At 71.5% G+C, this 17,831-nt stretch carries 15 protein-coding genes, 1 pseudogene and 1 riboswitch; of the genes and pseudogenes, 14 read left to right on the top strand and 2 right to left on the bottom strand.

All coding sequences use genetic code 11. The annotated features are described in order from the left end of the window. Positions 1–2 precede the first annotated feature (2 nt). The 10 genes from hpnC (at position 3) to AB0903_RS18655 (ending at position 10,798) form a co-directional block, all read left to right on the top strand. Entirely contained in the window at positions 3–911 is a 909-nt protein-coding gene (gene hpnC / locus AB0903_RS18700; protein WP_366704073.1) for a squalene synthase HpnC, read from the top strand. Between the two features lie 8 nt (positions 912–919). Beyond that, positions 920–1,858: a presqualene diphosphate synthase HpnD gene (hpnD, locus tag AB0903_RS18695; RefSeq protein WP_366704071.1), complete on the top strand. Its 939-nt coding sequence runs from the start codon at positions 920–922 to the stop codon at positions 1,856–1,858. A gap of 286 nt (positions 1,859–2,144) precedes the next feature. Then, entirely contained in the window at positions 2,145–3,533 is a 1,389-nt protein-coding gene (gene hpnE, locus AB0903_RS18690) for a hydroxysqualene dehydroxylase HpnE (protein ID WP_366704069.1), read from the top strand. 38 nt (positions 3,534–3,571) lie between these two features. Beyond that, positions 3,572–4,648, top strand: a complete 1,077-nt coding sequence (locus AB0903_RS18685; RefSeq protein ID WP_366704199.1) for a polyprenyl synthetase family protein — start codon at positions 3,572–3,574, stop codon at positions 4,646–4,648. Between the two features lie 171 nt (positions 4,649–4,819). After that, positions 4,820–6,844 (top strand): squalene--hopene cyclase, encoded by a 2,025-nt coding sequence (shc, locus tag AB0903_RS18680; protein ID WP_366704067.1) that lies wholly within the window; start codon positions 4,820–4,822, stop codon positions 6,842–6,844. Then, the gene (locus AB0903_RS18675) at positions 6,844–7,497 is read left to right on the top strand and encodes a 1-hydroxy-2-methyl-2-butenyl 4-diphosphate reductase (protein WP_366704065.1); all 654 of its coding nucleotides are present in this window, start codon (positions 6,844–6,846) and stop codon (positions 7,495–7,497) included. The genes shc and AB0903_RS18675 overlap by 1 nt, the downstream gene beginning before the upstream one ends. 5 nt (positions 7,498–7,502) lie before the next feature. After that, positions 7,503–8,522 carry an adenosyl-hopene transferase HpnH gene (gene hpnH / locus AB0903_RS18670; RefSeq protein WP_366704063.1) on the top strand — a complete coding sequence of 340 codons (1,020 nt, stop codon included), beginning with the start codon at positions 7,503–7,505 and terminating at the stop codon, positions 8,520–8,522. A gap of 42 nt (positions 8,523–8,564) precedes the next feature. After that, complete coding sequence (locus tag AB0903_RS18665) at positions 8,565–9,959, top strand: aspartate aminotransferase family protein (RefSeq protein WP_366704061.1); 1,395 nt, start codon at positions 8,565–8,567, stop codon at positions 9,957–9,959. Positions 9,960–10,022: 63 nt separating this feature from the next. Then, positions 10,023–10,625: an XRE family transcriptional regulator gene (locus AB0903_RS18660; protein WP_366704059.1), complete on the top strand. Its 603-nt coding sequence runs from the start codon at positions 10,023–10,025 to the stop codon at positions 10,623–10,625. A gap of 8 nt (positions 10,626–10,633) precedes the next feature. After that, the gene (locus AB0903_RS18655) at positions 10,634–10,798 is read left to right on the top strand and encodes a DUF6126 family protein (protein WP_366704057.1); all 165 of its coding nucleotides are present in this window, start codon (positions 10,634–10,636) and stop codon (positions 10,796–10,798) included. Between the two features lie 7 nt (positions 10,799–10,805). On the opposite strand, the gene AB0903_RS18650 is transcribed toward AB0903_RS18655, so the two are convergent. After that, complete coding sequence (locus AB0903_RS18650; protein ID WP_366704055.1) at positions 10,806–11,618, bottom strand: tyrosine-protein phosphatase; 813 nt, start codon at positions 11,616–11,618, stop codon at positions 10,806–10,808. Between the two features lie 206 nt (positions 11,619–11,824). Between AB0903_RS18650 and AB0903_RS18645 the strand changes: the two genes are divergently transcribed. The 4 genes and pseudogenes from AB0903_RS18645 to AB0903_RS18630 all read left to right on the top strand — a co-directional run. Further along, the gene (locus tag AB0903_RS18645) at positions 11,825–13,915 is read left to right on the top strand and encodes an alpha-galactosidase (RefSeq protein ID WP_366704053.1); all 2,091 of its coding nucleotides are present in this window, start codon (positions 11,825–11,827) and stop codon (positions 13,913–13,915) included. A 326-nt stretch (positions 13,916–14,241) separates the two neighbouring features. Continuing rightward, positions 14,242–14,398, top strand: a riboswitch (cyclic di-AMP (ydaO/yuaA leader). Positions 14,399–14,402: 4 nt separating this feature from the next. Next, positions 14,403–15,365, top strand: a complete 963-nt coding sequence (locus AB0903_RS18640) for a LysM peptidoglycan-binding domain-containing M23 family metallopeptidase (protein WP_366704051.1) — start codon at positions 14,403–14,405, stop codon at positions 15,363–15,365. 172 nt (positions 15,366–15,537) lie between these two features. Continuing rightward, entirely contained in the window at positions 15,538–16,329 is a 792-nt protein-coding gene (locus tag AB0903_RS18635; protein ID WP_366704050.1) for an SGNH/GDSL hydrolase family protein, read from the top strand. A 267-nt stretch (positions 16,330–16,596) separates the two neighbouring features. Further along, positions 16,597–16,962, top strand: a pseudogene (locus tag AB0903_RS18630) (DUF6745 domain-containing protein); the annotation flags it as partial. A 142-nt stretch (positions 16,963–17,104) separates the two neighbouring features. Here the strand turns inward: AB0903_RS18630 and AB0903_RS18625 are convergent. Next, positions 17,105–17,725, bottom strand: a complete 621-nt coding sequence (locus AB0903_RS18625; RefSeq protein WP_366704048.1) for a TetR/AcrR family transcriptional regulator — start codon at positions 17,723–17,725, stop codon at positions 17,105–17,107. Between the last annotated feature and the right edge of the window lie 106 nt (positions 17,726–17,831).

Below are 17,831 nucleotides of genomic sequence, written 5' to 3'. Positions count from 1 at the left end.
CAGTGACGGGCGCCGCGCAGGCCGCCGCCCGTGCCACCCTCGACAAGGCGGCCGGCGAGAACTTCCCCGTCGCCCCCTTCTTCCTGCCCCGCGCCTGGCGTGACGACCTCATGGCCGTCTACGGCTACGCCCGCCTCGTCGACGACATCGGCGACGGCGACCTGGCGCCCGGCGGCACGGACGCCCGGCACCTCGGCGTCCCGCCGGACCGGGCCGACGACCGGCTCGCCCTGCTCGACGCCTTCGAGGCCGATCTGCGCCGTGTCTTCGGCCCCGACGGCGAAGCCCCCCGCCATCCGCTGCTGCGCGCGCTGCGCCCCACGGTCCGCCGCCGGTCACTCACCCCGGAGCCCTTCCTCGGACTGATCGCCGCCAACCGGCAGGACCAGCTGGTGCGCCGCTACCAGACGTACGGCGACCTCGCCGCCTACTGCGCCCTGTCGGCCGACCCCGTGGGCCGCCTGGTGCTCGGCATCACCGGCACCACCACCCCCGAGCGGGTGCGCCGTTCCGACGCGATCTGCACCGCGCTGCAGATCGTCGAGCACCTCCAGGACGTCGCGGAGGACCTGGCGCGCGACCGTATCTACCTGCCCGCCGAGGACATGAAACGTTTCCACGTGACCGAGGCCGACCTCGCCGCACCGACCGCGAACGCGTCGGTGCGCGCCCTTGTCGCCCACGAGGCGCGGCGCGCCCGCGCGCTGCTCGACGAGGGCACGCCCCTGGTCGGGAGCGTCGACGGCAGACTGCGGCTGCTCCTGGCGGGATTCGTCGCCGGCGGGCGTGCCGCGCTCGCCGCGATCGCCACGGCCGGACATGATGTGCTGCCCGGGCCGCCCAGAGCCACCAGGGCACATCTGCTGCGTGAAGTGGGAGCCGTCTTGCGAAGAGCGCGTAGAGAGGGATGAGCCGGACGATGGAGGGACCGACCGTGGTGCCCGCGCCGGTGCAGGCCGCGTACAGCTACTGCGAGGCCGTCACCGGGCAGCAGGCACGCAACTTCGCCTACGGCATCAGGCTGCTGCCGCCGCACAAGCGCCAGGCGATGTCGGCGCTGTACGCGTTCTCCCGGCGCGTCGACGACATCGGTGACGGCACACTGGCGCCGCAGGCCAAGCAGGACCGCCTCGAAGGCACCCGCGACCTGCTCCAGCGCATCCGACGCGGCGCCGTCGACGACGACGACACCGATCCCGTCGCCGTCGCGCTCTCGGACGCCGCGCGCCGCTTCCCCCTGCCGCTCGGCGGCCTCGACGAGCTCATCGACGGGGTGCTGATGGACGTCCGGGGCGAGACCTACGAGACGTGGGACGACCTCAAGGCGTACTGCCGGTGCGTCGCGGGCGCGATCGGCAGGCTCTCGCTCGGCGTGTTCGGCACCCGGCCCGGCGTGCGCGGAGCGGAGCGCGCCGCCGAGTACGCCGACACGCTGGGGCTCGCGCTGCAGTTGACGAACATCCTCCGGGACGTGTCGGAGGACGCGGCCAACGGCCGCACCTACCTCCCGGCGGACGACCTCGCCAAGTTCGGCTGCTCAGAAGGGTTCGGCGACACGACCCCGCCGTCCGGCTCGGACTTCGCCGGTCTCGTCCACTTCGAAGTCCGGCGCGCGCGGGCCCTGTTCGCCGAGGGCTACCGCCTGCTGCCGATGCTCGACCGGCGAAGCGGCGCGTGCGTCGCGGCGATGGCCGGCATCTACCGCCGCCTCCTCGACCGCATCGAGCGCGAGCCGGAGGCGGTGCTGCGCGGACGGGTCTCCCTGCCCGGTCGCGAGAAGGCGTACGTCGCCGTCCGCGGCCTCTCCGGCCTCGACGCCCGCCTGATCGGCCGCCAGCCCCACGGGGGCCGCCGATGACCCCCACGCCCCGAACCCCCTTCGCTCACGGTCCCGCTCCGTCCCGGCCCGTCCGGCATGACGGCGCGGCCCGTGCGTGCGCGGCTGGGACGGTGGGCGCGGTGCCCGGTGGCGCGGGCCTTGCCGGGACCGACGCCGGCCGGCAGGCCGGGGGTGTCCCTTCGCACCTCGGCGCCCCTGTGGCGGTGCGGGAGCGGCGTGCCGGTGACGTGGACGGCCGCGCGGGGTGCGGCATGGTGGTGACCCGCCCGCAGGGCGGGCCCGCGATGAACAGGGAGGCGAGCGCATGACGGTGCCCGACAGCACGTCCGCACGGCACGCCGTGGTCGTCGGCGGCGGTATCGCCGGTGTCACCGCCGCCCTCCAGCTCGCCGACGCCGGCGTGCGGGTCACGCTGCTCGAGAGCCGGCCGCGGCTCGGCGGACTCGCCTTCTCCTTCCGCCGCGGCGACCTCACCGTGGACAACGGCCAGCACGTGTACCTGCGTTGCTGCACGGCCTACCGCTGGTTCCTCGACCGGATCGACGGCGCCCACCTCGCCCCGGTCCAGGACCGCCTGGACGTGCCCGTGCTCGACGTCGCCGCCAGGCGCGGCCCCCGGCTGGGCCGGCTGCGGCGCAGCGCGCTGCCCGTACCGCTGCACCTCGGAGCGAGCCTCGCCCGCTATCCGCACCTGAACCTCGCGGAGCGCGCCGGTGTCGGGCGGGCCGCGCTCGCCCTCGGCAGGCTCGACCCGGCCGACCCGGCGCTGGACGGCATCGACTTCGCCACCTGGCTCGGCCGCCACGGCCAGTCGCCGCGCGCCGTCGCCGCCCTGTGGGACCTCGTGGGCCTGGCGACGCTCAACGCGAGGGCGCCGCAGGCATCCATGGGGCTGGCCGCCATGGTCTTCAAGACCGGACTGCTCTCCGACCCGGGCGCCGCCGACATCGGCTGGGCCCGGGTGCCCCTCGGCGAGCTGCACGACACGCTCACCCGCAAGGCCCTCGACTCGGCCGGGGTGTGCACCGAGGTGTCCACCCGTGCACGGGGCATCACCCGGACGGAGGACGCCCGTTGGCAGGTCGCGGTCGACGGCGAGGAGATCGACGCCGACGCCGTCGTGCTCGCCGTCCCCCAGCGCGAGGCCCACGCGCTGCTCCCCGACGGCGCGCTGGACGACCCGGACCGGCTGCTCGACATCGGCACCGCACCGATCCTCAACGTCCATGTGCTGTACGACAGAAGGGTGTTGCGCCGCCCGTTCTTCGCCGCTCTCGGCACCCACGTCCAGTGGGTCTTCGACCGCACGGAGGCGTCCGGCGTGAAGCAGGGCCAGTACCTGGCCGTGTCCCAGTCGGCCGCGCAGGACGAGATCGACGAGCCCGTGTCCGTGCTGCGGAAGCGGTATCTGCCCGAGCTGGAGCGGTTGCTGCCCGCGGCGCGCGGTGCCGGGGTGCGGGACTTCTTCGTCACCCGTGAGCGGACGGCGACGTTCGCGCCGGCGCCCGGCGTCGGCCGGCTGCGGCCGGATGCGTCAACACGAGCCCCGGGCCTGTACCTTGCCGGCGCGTGGACTGCCACCGGCTGGCCCGCGACCATGGAGGGTGCTGTCCGCAGCGGGTTCAGTGCCGCGGCCGCCGCGCTCTTCGCGCTCGGCCGCCGCCATGAACATCCGCTCGAGGAGGCGGCGTGAGCACCAGTACTGGAACCAGAGGAGAAAGCGTGCCGACAGTGCACTCGGCGTATCCGGCTGACGACACCGCGCAGAACGCGGAGGGCGTCGACGTCTCCGCGCTGCTGGAGCGCGGACGGGCCCTGTCCACGCCGGTGCTGCGCGCCGCCGTGAACCGGCTCGCACCGCCCATGGACACCGTCGCCGCCTACCACTTCGGCTGGATCGACGCACAGGGCCGGCCGTCCGACGGCGACGGCGGCAAGGCCGTGCGCCCGGCGCTGGCACTGCTGTCCGCGGAGGCCGCCGGGGCAGCGCCCGAGGTCGGCGTCCCCGGCGCGGTCGCCGTCGAGCTGGTCCACAACTTCTCCCTGCTGCACGACGACCTGATGGACGGTGACGAGCAACGCCGTCACCGCGACACCGTCTGGAAGGTGCACGGGCCCGCGCAGGCGATCCTCGTCGGCGACGCGCTGTTCGCCCTGGCGAACGAGGTGCTGCTGGAGATCGGCACCGTGGAGGCCGGGCGGGCCACCCGCCGGCTCACCACCGCCACCCGCAAACTCATCGACGGACAGGCCCAGGACATCTCCTACGAGCACCGCGAGCGGGTCACCGTCGAGGAGTGCCTGGAGATGGAGGGCAACAAGACCGGCGCGCTGCTGGCCTGCGCCGTCTCCATCGGCGCCGTGCTCGGCGGCGCCGACGACGCGACGGCCGACACCCTGGAGGCGTACGGCCACCACCTCGGCCTCGCCTTCCAGGCCGTCGACGACCTGCTCGGCATCTGGGGCGACCCGGTCGCCACGGGCAAGCAGACCTGGAGCGACCTGCGGCAGCGCAAGAAGTCCCTGCCGGTCGTCGCGGCCCTGGCCGCCGGCGGCCAGGCATCCGAACGGCTCGGCGAACTGCTCGCCGCCGACGCCAAGAGCAACGACTTCGACAGCTTCTCGGAGGAGGAGTTCGCCACCCGGGCGGCTCTGATCGAGGAGGCCGGCGGCCGTGAGTGGACCGCTCAGGAGGCCCGCCGCCAGCACACCGTCGCGATCGAGGCCCTCAGCCGCGTCGACATGCCGGAACGGGTCCGGGCGCAGCTCGTCGCGCTCGCGGACTTCGTCGTCGTACGAAAGAGATGATCGCCATCGCCACCGTCTACGCCGCCGCAAGGCCGTGCCCGGCACGGCCCACGACCGACCGGAGCAGCAGCCGCACCATATGAAGCGCGTCGCCGGCCGGTGACCTACTCGTGTCACCGGCCGACGTCAGACCCCGGCTCAGCAGAGACCACTGCAACGAAGGGGAGACACATGACAGCGACGACCGACGGAAGCAGCGGGCCCCTGAGGGGCGGCGCTGCCACTGCCGGCGGAACAACTCCCACGAGCGCCGCACGGACCGCCGAGCCGGTCGGAGGCGTACGGGAAGCGGCCGGACGGGCCGCGGAACGCGCCGTGGAGCACCTGCTCGCACGGCAGGACGCCCAGGGCTGGTGGAAGGGCGACCTCGAGACGAACGTGACCATGGACGCGGAGGACCTGCTGCTGCGGCAGTTCCTCGGCATCCAGGACGCGGCGACCGTAGAGGCGTCCGCCCGCTTCATCCGGGGGCAGCAACGCGACGACGGTACCTGGGCGACGTTCTACGGCGGACCGGGCGAGCTGTCCGCCACCATCGAGGCATACGTCGCCCTCCGGCTGGCCGGCGACCGGCCGGACGACCCGCACATGCAGCGCGCCGCCTCGTGGGTCCGCAGCCGGGGCGGTATCGCCGCGAGCCGGGTCTTCACCCGGATCTGGCTCGCCCTGTTCGGCTGGTGGAAGTGGGACGCCCTGCCCGAGCTGCCGCCCGAGCTGATCTTCCTGCCGAAGTGGTTCCCGCTGAACATCTACGACTTCGGCTGCTGGGCACGGCAGACCATCGTGCCGCTCACCGTCGTCTCCGCGAAGCGGCCGGTACGGCCCGCGCCCTTCGCCATCGACGAGCTGCACACCGACCCCACCCGGCCCTGTCCGGGCAGGCGTCTCGCGCCGGCGGCGAGCTGGGACGGCTTCTTCCAGCGCGCCGACAAGGCGCTGCACGCCTACCGCAAGGTCGCACCGCGCCGGCTGCGCCGGGCCGCCATGAACGCGGCGGCCCGCTGGATCGTCGAGCGCCAGGAGAACGACGGCTGCTGGGGAGGCATCCAGCCCCCGGCCGTGTACTCGGTGATCGCCCTCCGGCTGCTCGGCTACGACCTCGAACACCCGGTGATGCGCGCGGGGCTGGAGTCGCTGGACCGGTTCGCCGTGTGGCACGAGGAGGACGGCCTGCCCGTCCGGATGATCGAGGCATGCCAGTCCCCGGTCTGGGACACCTGCCTGGCCGTGATCGCCCTCGCCGACGCCGGACTGCCCGCCGACCACCCGGCGCTGGTGAAGGCGGCCGACTGGATGCTCAGCGAGCAGATCGTACGGCCGGGCGACTGGGCGGTGCGCAGGCCCGGAGTCGGCCCGGGGGGCTGGGCGTTCGAGTTCCACAACGACAACTACCCGGACATCGACGACACCGCCGAGGTGGTGCTCGCCCTGCGGCGGGTGAAGCATCCGGACCCGGAGCGGGTCGACGCCGCCGTGGCGCGCGCCACCCGATGGAACCTCGGCATGCAGTCCCAGGACGGCGGCTGGGCCGCGTTCGACGCCGACAACACCAGCCCGTTCCCGAACCGGCTGCCGTTCTGCGACTTCGGGGAGGTGATCGATCCGCCGTCGGCGGACGTCACCGCGCATGTCGTCGAGATGCTCGCCCATGAGGGACTGGCCCAGGACCCGCGCACCCGGAGGGGGATCCGGTGGCTTCTCGCCGAACAGGAGGCGAACGGCGCCTGGTTCGGCCGGTGGGGCGTCAACTACGTCTACGGGACGGGCGCGGTGGTGCCGGCCCTGACGGCGGCGGGCCTGCCCGGCTCGCACCCGGCGATCCGGCGCGCCGTCGGCTGGCTGGAGTCCGTGCAGAACGAGGACGGCGGCTGGGGCGAGGACCTGCGCTCCTACCGGGAGGAGAAGTCGATCGGCCGCGGCGCGTCCACGGCCTCCCAGACCGGCTGGGCGCTGCTCGCCCTGCTGGCGGCGGGGGAGCGGGAGAGCAAGGCCGTCGAGCGTGGCGTGGCCTGGCTCGCCAGGACTCAGCAGGCGGACGGCTCCTGGGACGAGCCGTACTTCACCGGCACCGGCTTCCCCTGGGACTTCTCCATCAACTACCACCTGTACCGGCAGGTGTTCCCCCTCACCGCACTCGGCCGCTACGTGCACGGGGAGCAGTTCCCCGGCCGTACGGGTGCCCGCGAGGGGGGTTGATGGGGGACACCCGGGAGCCGTCCGGCTCCGCCGGCCCGATGCTGATCGCCTGCGCGCTCGGTATCGAGAAGCTCGCCCTGCGCGCCGGAGCCCGCAGTGGCGCCGCGGGTGAGGTGACGATCCTCCGTACCGGGATGGGGCCGGTCAACGCGGGGCGTGCCGTGCGCGCGGCCTGCCGGACCGGGCCCCTCGCCGAGGCGGCGGTCGTCGCGTCCGGATTCTGCGCGGGTCTCGCGCCCGGCATGCACCCGGGGGATCTGGTGGTCGTGGACGAGGTCGGGCTCGGTGGGACGCCCACCGTCTGCACCCGCACGGACCTGCTGGTGAAAGCCGTCGCCAAGGCCGTCCCCGGCCGCACGGTGCACACCGGACCGCTGATCGGCGTCGACCACGTCGTACGCGGTCCCGAGCGTGCGCGCCTGCTGGCCACGGGCGCGATCGCCGCGGACATGGAGTCCGCGGCCACACTGAACAGCGCCTTGGAGGCCGGACCGCGGCCGGTTGCGGCCGTGCGGGTGGTCGTGGACGCTCCGGAACACGAACTGGTACGTATCGGCACTCTTCGCGGTGGAATATCGGCCTTTCGTGTTCTTCATTCAGTCATGCCCGCATTTTTCGAATGGCACCGTTCTTTGCTGCTCCCCAGGAGGTGAGCCAGATGGCCATGCCGCTCCGCCAGACCATCAGGGTCGGGACGTATCTCTTCGAACAGAAGCTCCGCAAGCGCGAGAAGTTCCCGCTGATCGTCGAGCTCGAGCCGCTGTACGCCTGCAACCTCGCCTGCGAGGGCTGCGGGAAGATCCAGCACCCGGCGGGTGTGCTCAAGCAGCGGATGCCCGTGGCGCAGGCGGTCGGTGCGGTGCTGGAGTCCGGTGCCCCGATGGTCTCCATCGCCGGCGGCGAGCCGCTGATGCACCCTCAGATCGACGAGATCGTACGCCAGCTGGTGCGCCGCAGGAAGTACGTCTTCCTGTGCACCAACGCCCTGCTGCTGCGCAAGAAGATCGAGAAGTTCACGCCCTCCCCCTACTTCGCCTTCGCGGTGCACATCGACGGGCTGCGGGAGCGGCACGACGAGTCGGTGGCGAAGGAAGGCGTCTTCGACGAGGCCGTCGAGGCGATCAAGGAGGCCAAGCGCCGCGGCTTCCGGGTCACCACCAACTCGACCTTCTTCAACACCGACACCCCCCAGACCGTCGTCGAGGTGCTCAACTACCTCAACGACGACCTCCAGGTCGACGAGATGATGATCTCGCCCGCCTACGCCTACGAGAAGGCCCCCGACCAGGAACACTTCCTCGGCGTCGAGCAGACCAGGGAGCTGTTCAGGAAAGCCTTCGCCGGCGGCAACCGGCGCCGGTGGCGGCTCAACCACTCCCCGCTCTTCCTCGACTTCCTCGAGGGCAAGGCCGACTTCCCCTGCACCGCCTGGGCGATCCCCAACTACTCGCTCTTCGGCTGGCAGCGCCCCTGCTACCTGATGAGCGACGGCTACGTCCCCACCTACCGCGAGCTCGTCGAGGACACGGACTGGGACAAGTACGGCCGCGGCAAGGACCCCCGCTGCGCCAACTGCATGGCCCACTGCGGCTATGAACCCACCGCCGTGCTCGCCACCATGGGCTCGCTCAAGGAGTCCCTCCGTGCCGCCCGCGAGACGGTCTCCGGCAGCCGGTGAGCGTCCTGCCACGCCAGACGACCTGATCAGGAGAGCCGAGGAATGACCGAGCAGCCCAAGGGCTTCGACGTGGCGGACCTGCTGGCGCGGCGCGGCGGTGAGCGCTACGAGCTGCACGCCCGGTACCTCAACCATCAACTGCCGCGCATGCTGCGCACCATCGGGTTCGACAAGGTCTACACACGGGCCGAGGGCGCCTACTTCTACGACGCCGAGGGCAACGACTACCTGGACATGCTCGCGGGTTTCGGAGTGATGGGGCTCGGCCGCCACCACCCCGTCGTGCGCAAGGCCCTGCACGACGTGATCGACGCCTCGCTCGCCGACCTCACCCGCTTCGACTGCCAGCCGCTGCCCGGGCTGCTGGCGGAGAAGCTGCTCACCCAGACCCCGCACCTGGACCGGGTGTACTTCGGCAACAGCGGGGCGGAGGCGGTGGAGGCGGCGCTGAAGTTCGCCCGGTGCGCGACGGGCCGGCCGCGCGTCGTGTACTGCTCGCACGCCTTCCACGGGCTGACGACGGGCGCGCTCTCGGTCAACGGAGAGGCGGGCTTCCGCGACGGATTCGCACCGCTGCTGCCCGACACCGCGATCGCGATGGGCGATCTCGACGCGCTCGAGCGCGAGCTGGTGCGCGGCGACGTGGCCGCCTTCGTCGTCGAACCGGTCCAGGGCAAGGGCGTGCACGCCACCCCGCCGGGATTCCTGCGCGCTGCCCAGGAGTTGCTGCACACGTACAAGGCGCTGCTCATCGTGGACGAGGTGCAGACCGGGCTGGGGCGCACGGGGGACTTCTACGCCTTTCAGTACGAGGCGGGCGTCGAGCCGGATCTCGTGTGTGTGGCCAAGGCACTGTCGGGCGGCTATGTGCCGGTGGGCGCGACGCTCGGACGGGACTGGATCTTCAAGAAGGTCTACTCGTCGATGGACCGGGTCCTGGCCCACTCGGCGAGTTTCGGCGCCAATGCCCAGGCGATGGCGGCGGGCCTCGCCGTGCTCTCCGTGCTGGAGGACGAGCACGTCGTGGCGAACGCGAGGGTGACCGGTGAGTTGTTGCGCTCCCGGCTGGCGGCGCTGGTCGACCGGTACGAACTCCTGCACGCGGTCCGGGGGCGCGGGCTGATGATCGGCATCGAGTTCGGGCGTCCGGAGTCGATCAGGCTGCGCAGCCGCTGGACCGTGCTGCAGGCGGCCCGCAAGGGGCTGTTCGCGCAGATGGTGGTGGTTCCGTTGTTCCAGAAGCACCGCATCCTCACCCAGGTCTCCGGTGACCACATGGAGGTGATCAAGCTGATCCCGCCGCTGATCATCGGTGAGCGGGAGGTCGACCGCTTCGTGGCGGCCTTCACCGCCGTGATGGACGACGCCCACGGCAACGGCGGTCTGATGTGGGACTTCGGCAAGACCCTCATGAAGCAGGCGGTCGCCAACCGCTGAGGCTGCGTTTGCCTGTGAGGCAAAAATCTTGCCTCACAGGCAATGGGCTGACTCAATGGAAACATGACGACCTCCGCGGGACCGGCGGCCGAGGGTCTGCCCGAGATGGCGCCCCGGCTGCGTGAACTGCGCCGCCGCCGCGGGCTGACCCTGGAGGCCGGAGCCCACCGGGCCGGCCTCTCGCCCGCCCACCTCTCCCGGCTCGAGACGGGCCTGCGGCAGCCCTCGCTGCCGGTGCTCCTCGCGCTGGCCCGTATCTACGGTACGACGGTGGCCGAACTGCTCGGCGAGCAGCCGCCCGAGCGCGAACCCGTCATCCGCGGCCGCCGGCCCGAACCCGCACCGGCCGGCTCCTGGGACTACCACCGGGCGGGCGGTCCGGGGCGGGCCATGCAGGCTCTGCGCGTGTTCGTCCCCCACGGCGTCCAGGGGGATCTCGTGCGGGTGCACCCGGGTGAGGAGTGGCTGCACGTCGTCGCGGGACGGCTGCGGCTGAGTCTCGGGGAGGCCGTCCATGAACTGGGTCCCGGCGACAGCGCCCACTTCGACTCGCTCACCCCGCACCGCATCCAGGCGCAGTCGCCCGAAGGCGCGGAACTGCTGTTCGTCCACACCCTGCTCCAGGCGCCAGAGCTGCATCCGCTACCCGACCGGCAAGGAATGTGATCCACGACATGTCGCACGACCCCTTGGACCGGCGCGGCTCCGCCGGCGACAGCCCGCGTGAGGAGCGGTTCCCCCGCGGGCTGGTGATCCGGCTCTTCGCCTATCTGGTCGCGGGCCACGTCGTCGCCGGCTTCCTCTATCTGCTCTTCCTGCTCGGCGGCCGGAATCAGTAGCCCCGGCTCAGCCCTGCTCGACCAGCCGCTCCCGCAGGCGCTCGCGCGTTTCGGGAGCGAGCCGAAGGCCCTCGGAGAGATAGCGCTCCGTCGTGCCCCAGGTCTGCTCGATGGCGTCGAACGCCGCGGCCAGATACTCGGCGCGGGCGTCGAAGAGCGGGCTGAGCAGCTCCATCACCTCGGAGGACATCGCGTCGGGCGAGCTGTCGCTGCGCCGGACCTTGTACCGTCGGTGCGGGTCGTTGGACATGAGGTAGTCCGCCTCGATGGCGTCCCGCTCCACCCCGACGGCGAGGAGGGAGACGGCGATCGACAGACCGGCACGGTCCTTGCCCGCGGCGCAGTGCATCAGCGCCGGAACGCTGTCCTCCGCGAGAGCGTGCAGCACCTGGCTGTGCTCCGCCGTCCGCTCCGTGATGATCATCCGGTACGACTCGATCATGCGTCCGGCGCCCTTGCCGTCGGCGAGGATCTCCTTGAGCTGGTCCAGGTTCCCGTCGCGGACCATCTTCCAGAACTCGGCCCCGTCCGCCGGGTCGCTCAGTGGCAGATTCACGTTGCGCACGCCGGGGAGCTCGACGTCCGGTCCTTCGAGCCGCTGGTCGGCGGCGTTGCGGAAGTCGAAGATGGTGTGGAGGCCGAGCGTCGACAGGAACGCGGTGTCGGTCTCGGTCGCGTGCGCCAGGTGCCCGCTGCGGAACAGCCTGCCGGACCGCACCCGCCGCCCGTCCACGGTCGGCAGTCCGCCCACGTCGCGGAAGTTGCGCACCCCGGACAGTCGGGGCTCTGACGAGGTGGCCTGCGGCAGTTGCTGCGTCACGGGGACTCCTTCGGGGGACGGTGGCCGGCAATGCTCGCCGACGACGGCGCGGCCTCCGACCATACGACACACATTCAGTACGCAATCATCTTGTCCGCCCTTCATGGGCGTTGACGAGACTCCGGTCGTCCCGGCATTGCCCTCGGCCGCCTACAGGGCGGATGATGTTCGAGTCTGTGCGGGACTGTGAGTATCTGAGAGGCCGGATGATCGAGAACACGGGCAACGGGCGTACGTGGGTCCTCTCCGGGCCGGCGAGCAGCTACGCACTGCACCTCACCGGCGCGGACGAGCTGGTCCATCTGCACTGGGGCGCCCGCATCACGGCCGCCGACGCCGAGGCGCTCGCGGCCCAAGGGCCGCCGCCCTACTGGCCCTTCGAGTCCCAGCTCGACGGCCGCGAGGAGTACCCCGTCGAGGGCGGCCCCCGCTTCGTCCGTCCCGCACTGTCGGTCCGTACCGAGGCCGTGCGCGGCACCGAGTGGGCCTTCGCCGACTGGGCGGCGGAGGACGACGAACTGCGGCTGCGCTTCACCGACGCACTGGTCGGTCTCGGCCTGACCCTGCACTACCGCATGCGTGACGACTCCGACGTGATCGAACGCTGGGTCACCGTCGCCCACGGCGGCACCGGACCGGACCTCGAGCTGCTCCGGGCCGACGCCGCCACCTGGACCCTGCCGCACCGGGACACATGGCGGCTCTCCCAACTGCACGGCCGCTGGGCCGCCGAGTCCCGGCTGGTGCGCTCCGAACTCACCTACGGCGAAAAGATCATCGGCAGTCGGCGGGGTCACACCGGCCACCAGCACCTGCCGTGGGTGTCCCTGGACGCGGAAGGCGCCACGGAGGAGCGGGGCGAGGTCTACGGCTGCGCCCTCGGCTGGTCGGGATCCTGGCGGATCGCCGTACAGCAACTGCCGGACAAAATAGTACAGATCACCGGTGGGGCCGGGCATGACGATTCCGGACTCCTGCGGCTCGCGCCGGGGCAGACGTACACCTCACCGGTCTTCGCGGGGCTGTGGAGCGACGGAGGATTCGGCGGCGCCAGCAGGGCGTGGCACGCCTGGCAGCTCGCCCATGTCATCCCCGACGCCCAAGAGGTGCGTCCGGTGCTCTACAACTCCTGGGAGGCCACCGGCTTCGACATCTCGCAGCAGCAGCAGCTGGCTCTCGCCCGGCGCGCCGCCGGGATCGGGGTCGAGCTGTTCGTCGTGGACGACGCCTGGTTCGGGCGGCGCACCAGCGACCGTGCCGGGCTCGGCGACTGGACACCGAACCCGGACCGCTTCCCCGGTGGGCTGACGCCGCTCGCCCGCGAAGTCCACAGCCTCGGCATGCGGTTCGGGATCTGGGTGGAGCCGGAGATGGTCAACGCGGACAGCGACCTCTACCGCGCCCGTCCCGACTGGGTGCAGCACCATCCGGGACGGGCGCGCACCGAATTCCGCAACCAGCTGGTGCTGAACCTGGCGCGTGAGGACGTCCGGGAGCATCTCTGGGAACAGCTGGACTCCCTGCTGTCGAGCGCGCCCGTCGACTATGTGAAGTGGGACTTCAACCGCTGCTTCACCGATGCGGGCTGGCCGGGCGAGGCGTATCCGCAGAAGCTGTGGACCTGCCACGTCGAGGGCTACTACGCCCTGCTGGACCGGCTGCGGGCGGCGCATCCGGGTGTCGCCTTCGAGTCCTGCTCCGGCGGGGGCGGCCGGATCGACCTCGGAGTCCTCGGCCGCACCGACCAGGTGTGGACCTCGGACAACACCGACCCGCTGGACCGGCTCGCCGTCCAGCACGGCTTCAGCCAGCTGCACCCTGCCCGCGTCATGGCGGCCTGGGTGACCGACAGCCCCAACGTCCAGCTCAACGGCCGCCGCAGCAGTCTGCGCTTCCGCTTCGTCAGCGCCATGGCCGGGGTCCTGGGCGTCGGGGGAGACCTCGCCGCCTGGAGCGAGGCGGAACTGGCGGAGGCACGTGACTGGGTCCGGCTCTACAAGGAGATCCGGCCGGTGGTCCAGCACGGGGAGCTGTACCGGCTTCGGGCCCCGAAGGGCGGGCTGAGCGCGGTGCAGTACCTCCTGGGCGGGGAGACGGTCGTGCTCGCGCTGCTCCAGGCGCAGCGGTACGGCGAACGGCCGCCGGCGCTCCGGCTGCGCGGTGTCGACCCGGCCGCGGCCTATGAGTGCGTCGACACCGGAGCCGTCCATCAGGGCGGGGTGCTACTGCACCACGGACTGCACACCGGGCTGAAGGGTGACCTGGACGCCACCGTGATCCGGCTCCGGCGGAAGTGAACCGCAGCCGTAGTGCGGCACTGGATGACCAAATGATCCTTCTGTCCGAATTGACTTGTTCGGCATAACATGCCCCATAAGAAGGGGAGATGGGATCCGGCTCGTGAGCAGCGTCATATTCGTGACGTTGTGTGCCCGGGGTCGATCGGTGAATTCCGTAATCGGCAAGGCGATTGAAGGGGCGTCGTCCACGGAGGGTGACCGGAATTCCCCGGCGATGTCGGGCTCTGCGTTGATCGTGGAAAATCGTCGCTTGTCCACGCCTGCCCGACTCGCCTACGGTCACGCTCAATCCGGACGGAACGCCTAATCCTGCCGCCGGCCGGAATTCGAACCCACCCACGTGTGGCAGGAGCGGGGGACCCAGGTAGTACGCCGATTCCGGGAAAACCGGACGGCTTGGGGTGAAGTCGCACAAGCAGTGCGACCGGGCATCTCCAGTCCGAACCCGACAGCTCACCTCGTAGGCGCCGGAGAGGAATGCGCCATGCCCGCGAAGGGTAAGCACCGTCGTCCCAAGTTCAACCCGTTCGCCCGAGGCTTCGTCGTCGCCGGCACGGGCGGCGCCGCCATCGCGCTCCCGCTGCTCGGTGCCACGACCGCCACGGCCGCCCCGGCGGCGGCTCCGGTCGCCGTGCCGCAGCAGGCCGCTGCCCCGGCCCTCGTCGAGTCGGCGCTGCCGGCCGCCAAGAAGGCCCCGAAGACGTACACCGTCGTCGCCGGCGACTACCTGTCGAAGATTGCCGAGGAGCAGAGCGTCCGCGGCGGCTGGAAGCAGCTCTTCGACGACAACCGTCGCGCCATCGGCTCCAACCCCTCGCTGATCCACCCGGGTCTGGAGCTGACGATCGGCGCCAAGTCCAAGGCGAAGAACGACCCCGAGCCGCGCGCCGAATCCAAGCCCCGCCCGTCGCGTGACGATTCGCGGACCGCCGCTCCCGAGGCCGAGGCCCCGAAGAAGAAGGCTCCCGCGAAGAAGGCTCCGGTGGAGCAGGCCCCCGTGAAGGAGGCCCCCGTGAAGGAGGCCGCGGCCCCGGCGTCGTCTTCCGGCTTCAGTGCTCCGGTCGACGCTGCCGTCACCACGCCGTACCGCGCCTCCGGCGCGATGTGGTCCAGCGGTTACCACACCGGCGTCGACTTCGCCGCCCCGACCGGCAGCTCCATCAAGGCCATCGGCGCGGGCACCGTCGTCTCGGCCGGCTGGGGCGGCGCGTACGGCAACGAGGTCGTCATCCGGCACACGGACGGCACCTACTCCCAGTACGCCCACCTCTCCTCGCTGGCCGTTTCCACCGGTCAGTCCGTGAGCGGTGGACAGCAGATCGGCCTGTCCGGCTCCACCGGAAACTCCTCCGGTCCGCACCTGCACTTCGAGGTCCGCACCGGCCCCTCCTATGGCTCGGACATCGACCCGGTGGCCTACCTGCGCGAGCACGGAGTCTCCCTCTGACCCGTGTGGCCCACCGTCCGGCGACGGTCCGCCAGCCCCTGTTCCGCATCCGCGGAGCGGGGGCTTCCGCGTATTCCGTCCCCCCGGAATGTGACGGGTGGTAAAGATCACCCCTCGTCAACCCCTCCTTACGGTCGCGTAGGCCACATCCGTAAAGGAAGGATGTGCTCCCGTGGCAGACGATTCGAGAACAGAGAACAGTGGCGCATTCGGGTCGTACGCGGCGATCGGTGACAGCTTCACCGAGGGCGTGGGCGATCCGGGACCCGACGGCGGATTCGTCGGGTGGGCGGACCGGTTCGCGGTCCTGCTCGCCGACCGCAGGCCGGAGGACACCTTCCGGTATGCCAACCTGGCCGTGCGCGGGCGGCTCCTCGACCAGATCGTCGAGGAGCAGGTGCCGAGGGCCCGTAGGCTCGCGCCCGACCTCGTCACCTTCTGTGCCGGCGGCAACGACATCATTCGGCCCGGCTCCGACCCGGACGACGTGGCGGAACGCTTCGAGAGGGCCGTCGCCGACCTCACGGCCTCGGTCGGCACCGTCATGGTGACGACCGGCTTCGACACCCGGGACGTACCCGTCCTGCGCCACCTGCGCGGCAAGATCGCCATGTACACCGCGCACGTGCGGGCCATCGCCGACCGGTACGACTGCCCGGTGCTGGACCTGTGGTCGCTCAAGTCCGTCCAGGACCGGCGGGCCTGGGACGCCGACCGGCTGCACCTGTCACCAGAGGGGCACACCCGGGTGGCCCTCCGCGCGGCGCAGGTCCTCGGGATCGACGTGCCCGCCGACCCCGACCAGCCGTGGCCGCCGCTGCCCCCGCGGGGGGCGCTGGAGGTGCGCAGGGACGACATCCAGTGGGCGCGCGAGTACCTGGTGCCCTGGATCGGGCGGCGGCTGCGCGGTGAGAGCTCCGGCGATCATGTGGAGGCCAAGCGTCCGGACCTGCTGCCGCTCTGAGGACGGCGGCGGTCCGGTACGCGCGGGCGGGCGGCGGGGGCCCCGCGGTCACCGGTAGCTCATCGGGGGGCGCTGCGGGGCCCATTGACGGTGGCTCTTCGAGGGTGCTTCGGCTCACCGGCGGTCCTTCGAGGGCTGCTTCGGGGGTTACTTCGCGGGCTCGCGGGCGATTCCGCGGGGTGCTCAACAGGGCCCGCCGAGCGGTTCTTCGGGGGTGCTTCGCGGGGCCCGTCCAAGGTCACAGGTGGTGCTTCGCGGGCTCGTCCGAGGGGTATGCCGGTGCCCGCCGAGTTCCTGCGCGAGCTGACGGCGCTGACTCCTGAGCGGATACGCACGGAGGAGAACGCGGAGCTGCGCCGCGTGATGCTCGAGTCCTACGGATACGACCGGTATCTCACGGAGTCGGGCGCGGAGCCGGTGCACCGCGACGAGACCGGCATCCTGTGGCGGATCGCGCTCGCCGACGACGAGGACGTGGTGATGGTCGAGGTGGTCAACTCCACGTCGGAGCCCGACGGCACCCACCGGACGTACTGGCTGCGGGTGCCGCCGACGACGAGGACGGCGAGGGAAGGCGTCGCCTGGACGTTCGGGCTGGACGGCGCAGCCTACGAACCACTGCGACAGACCTGAGAGGCAGAGGCGGAAGCAGCGCCAGAGGCAGCAGGGCCCCGGAAGGTCGGCCCACGACGGCCGACGGGTCCGCGGCCGGGCGCGACGCTCGGCGCGCCTTCACCGCACCGTGGCTCTCAACGTGCTTCACGCGCCGCGATGCTCAGCGTGTCGAGGAGTGCAACTCGCCCTCGTCGATGCCCAGTTCGCGGGCAAGTGCCTCATCGGCCCACCGCAGCATCGCCGCGCGGGACAGCGATCCGGCGTACGACGTCATCTGGACGGCCAGCCCGTCCAGGAACGCAGTCAGCCGCCAGGCCGCCGCCGCCGGATCCTCGCAAGGGAACTCGCCGGCGGCCGCACCCTCCGCCATGACCTCCGCCAGCGCGGACTTCCACTGCTGGTCGAGGTCGCGGAACACGCTCCGCAGCGCAGGCTCGCGCAGCGCGGCGGCCCAGGCGTCGATCCACAGCCGCCATCCCTTGGCCTGCCCTGTCGGCGCGTACCAGCGCACCGCGGCGCGCAGCCGGCGCAGTGCGCTGGTACGCCGGCCGAGCAGCTTGCGCAGATGAGCCAGATCCGCGTCGGCGGCGTGGGTGAAGGCGGCGGCGACCAGCTTCTCCTTCGTGGAGAAGTGGTAGAGCACCAGTGCGCTGCTCACGCCGAGGGCGGCCGCGACATCGGCGATCCGTACGGCCGCCACACCCCGTTCTTCAATCTGCTGGACGGCGGCGCGGAGCAGTTCCTCGCGCCTCTCCGCCACGCTCAACCGAACTCTGGCCACGGCGTCACAGTCAACACCGTTGCGTTTACGTCCTTGAGCGGTTCGCAAGTCCGTGTTCGAAGAACGTGACGGTGGTGTGGAGGGTGTAGTTCTGGCTGGTCGTGGG

It is taken from the genome of Streptomyces sp. NPDC048389, assembly GCF_040706335.1.
Taxonomy (GTDB): Bacteria; Actinomycetota; Actinomycetes; order Streptomycetales; family Streptomycetaceae; genus Streptomyces.
The sequence above is the reverse complement of the archived record's forward strand: the minus strand, read 5'-3'. Positions and strand labels throughout refer to the sequence as shown.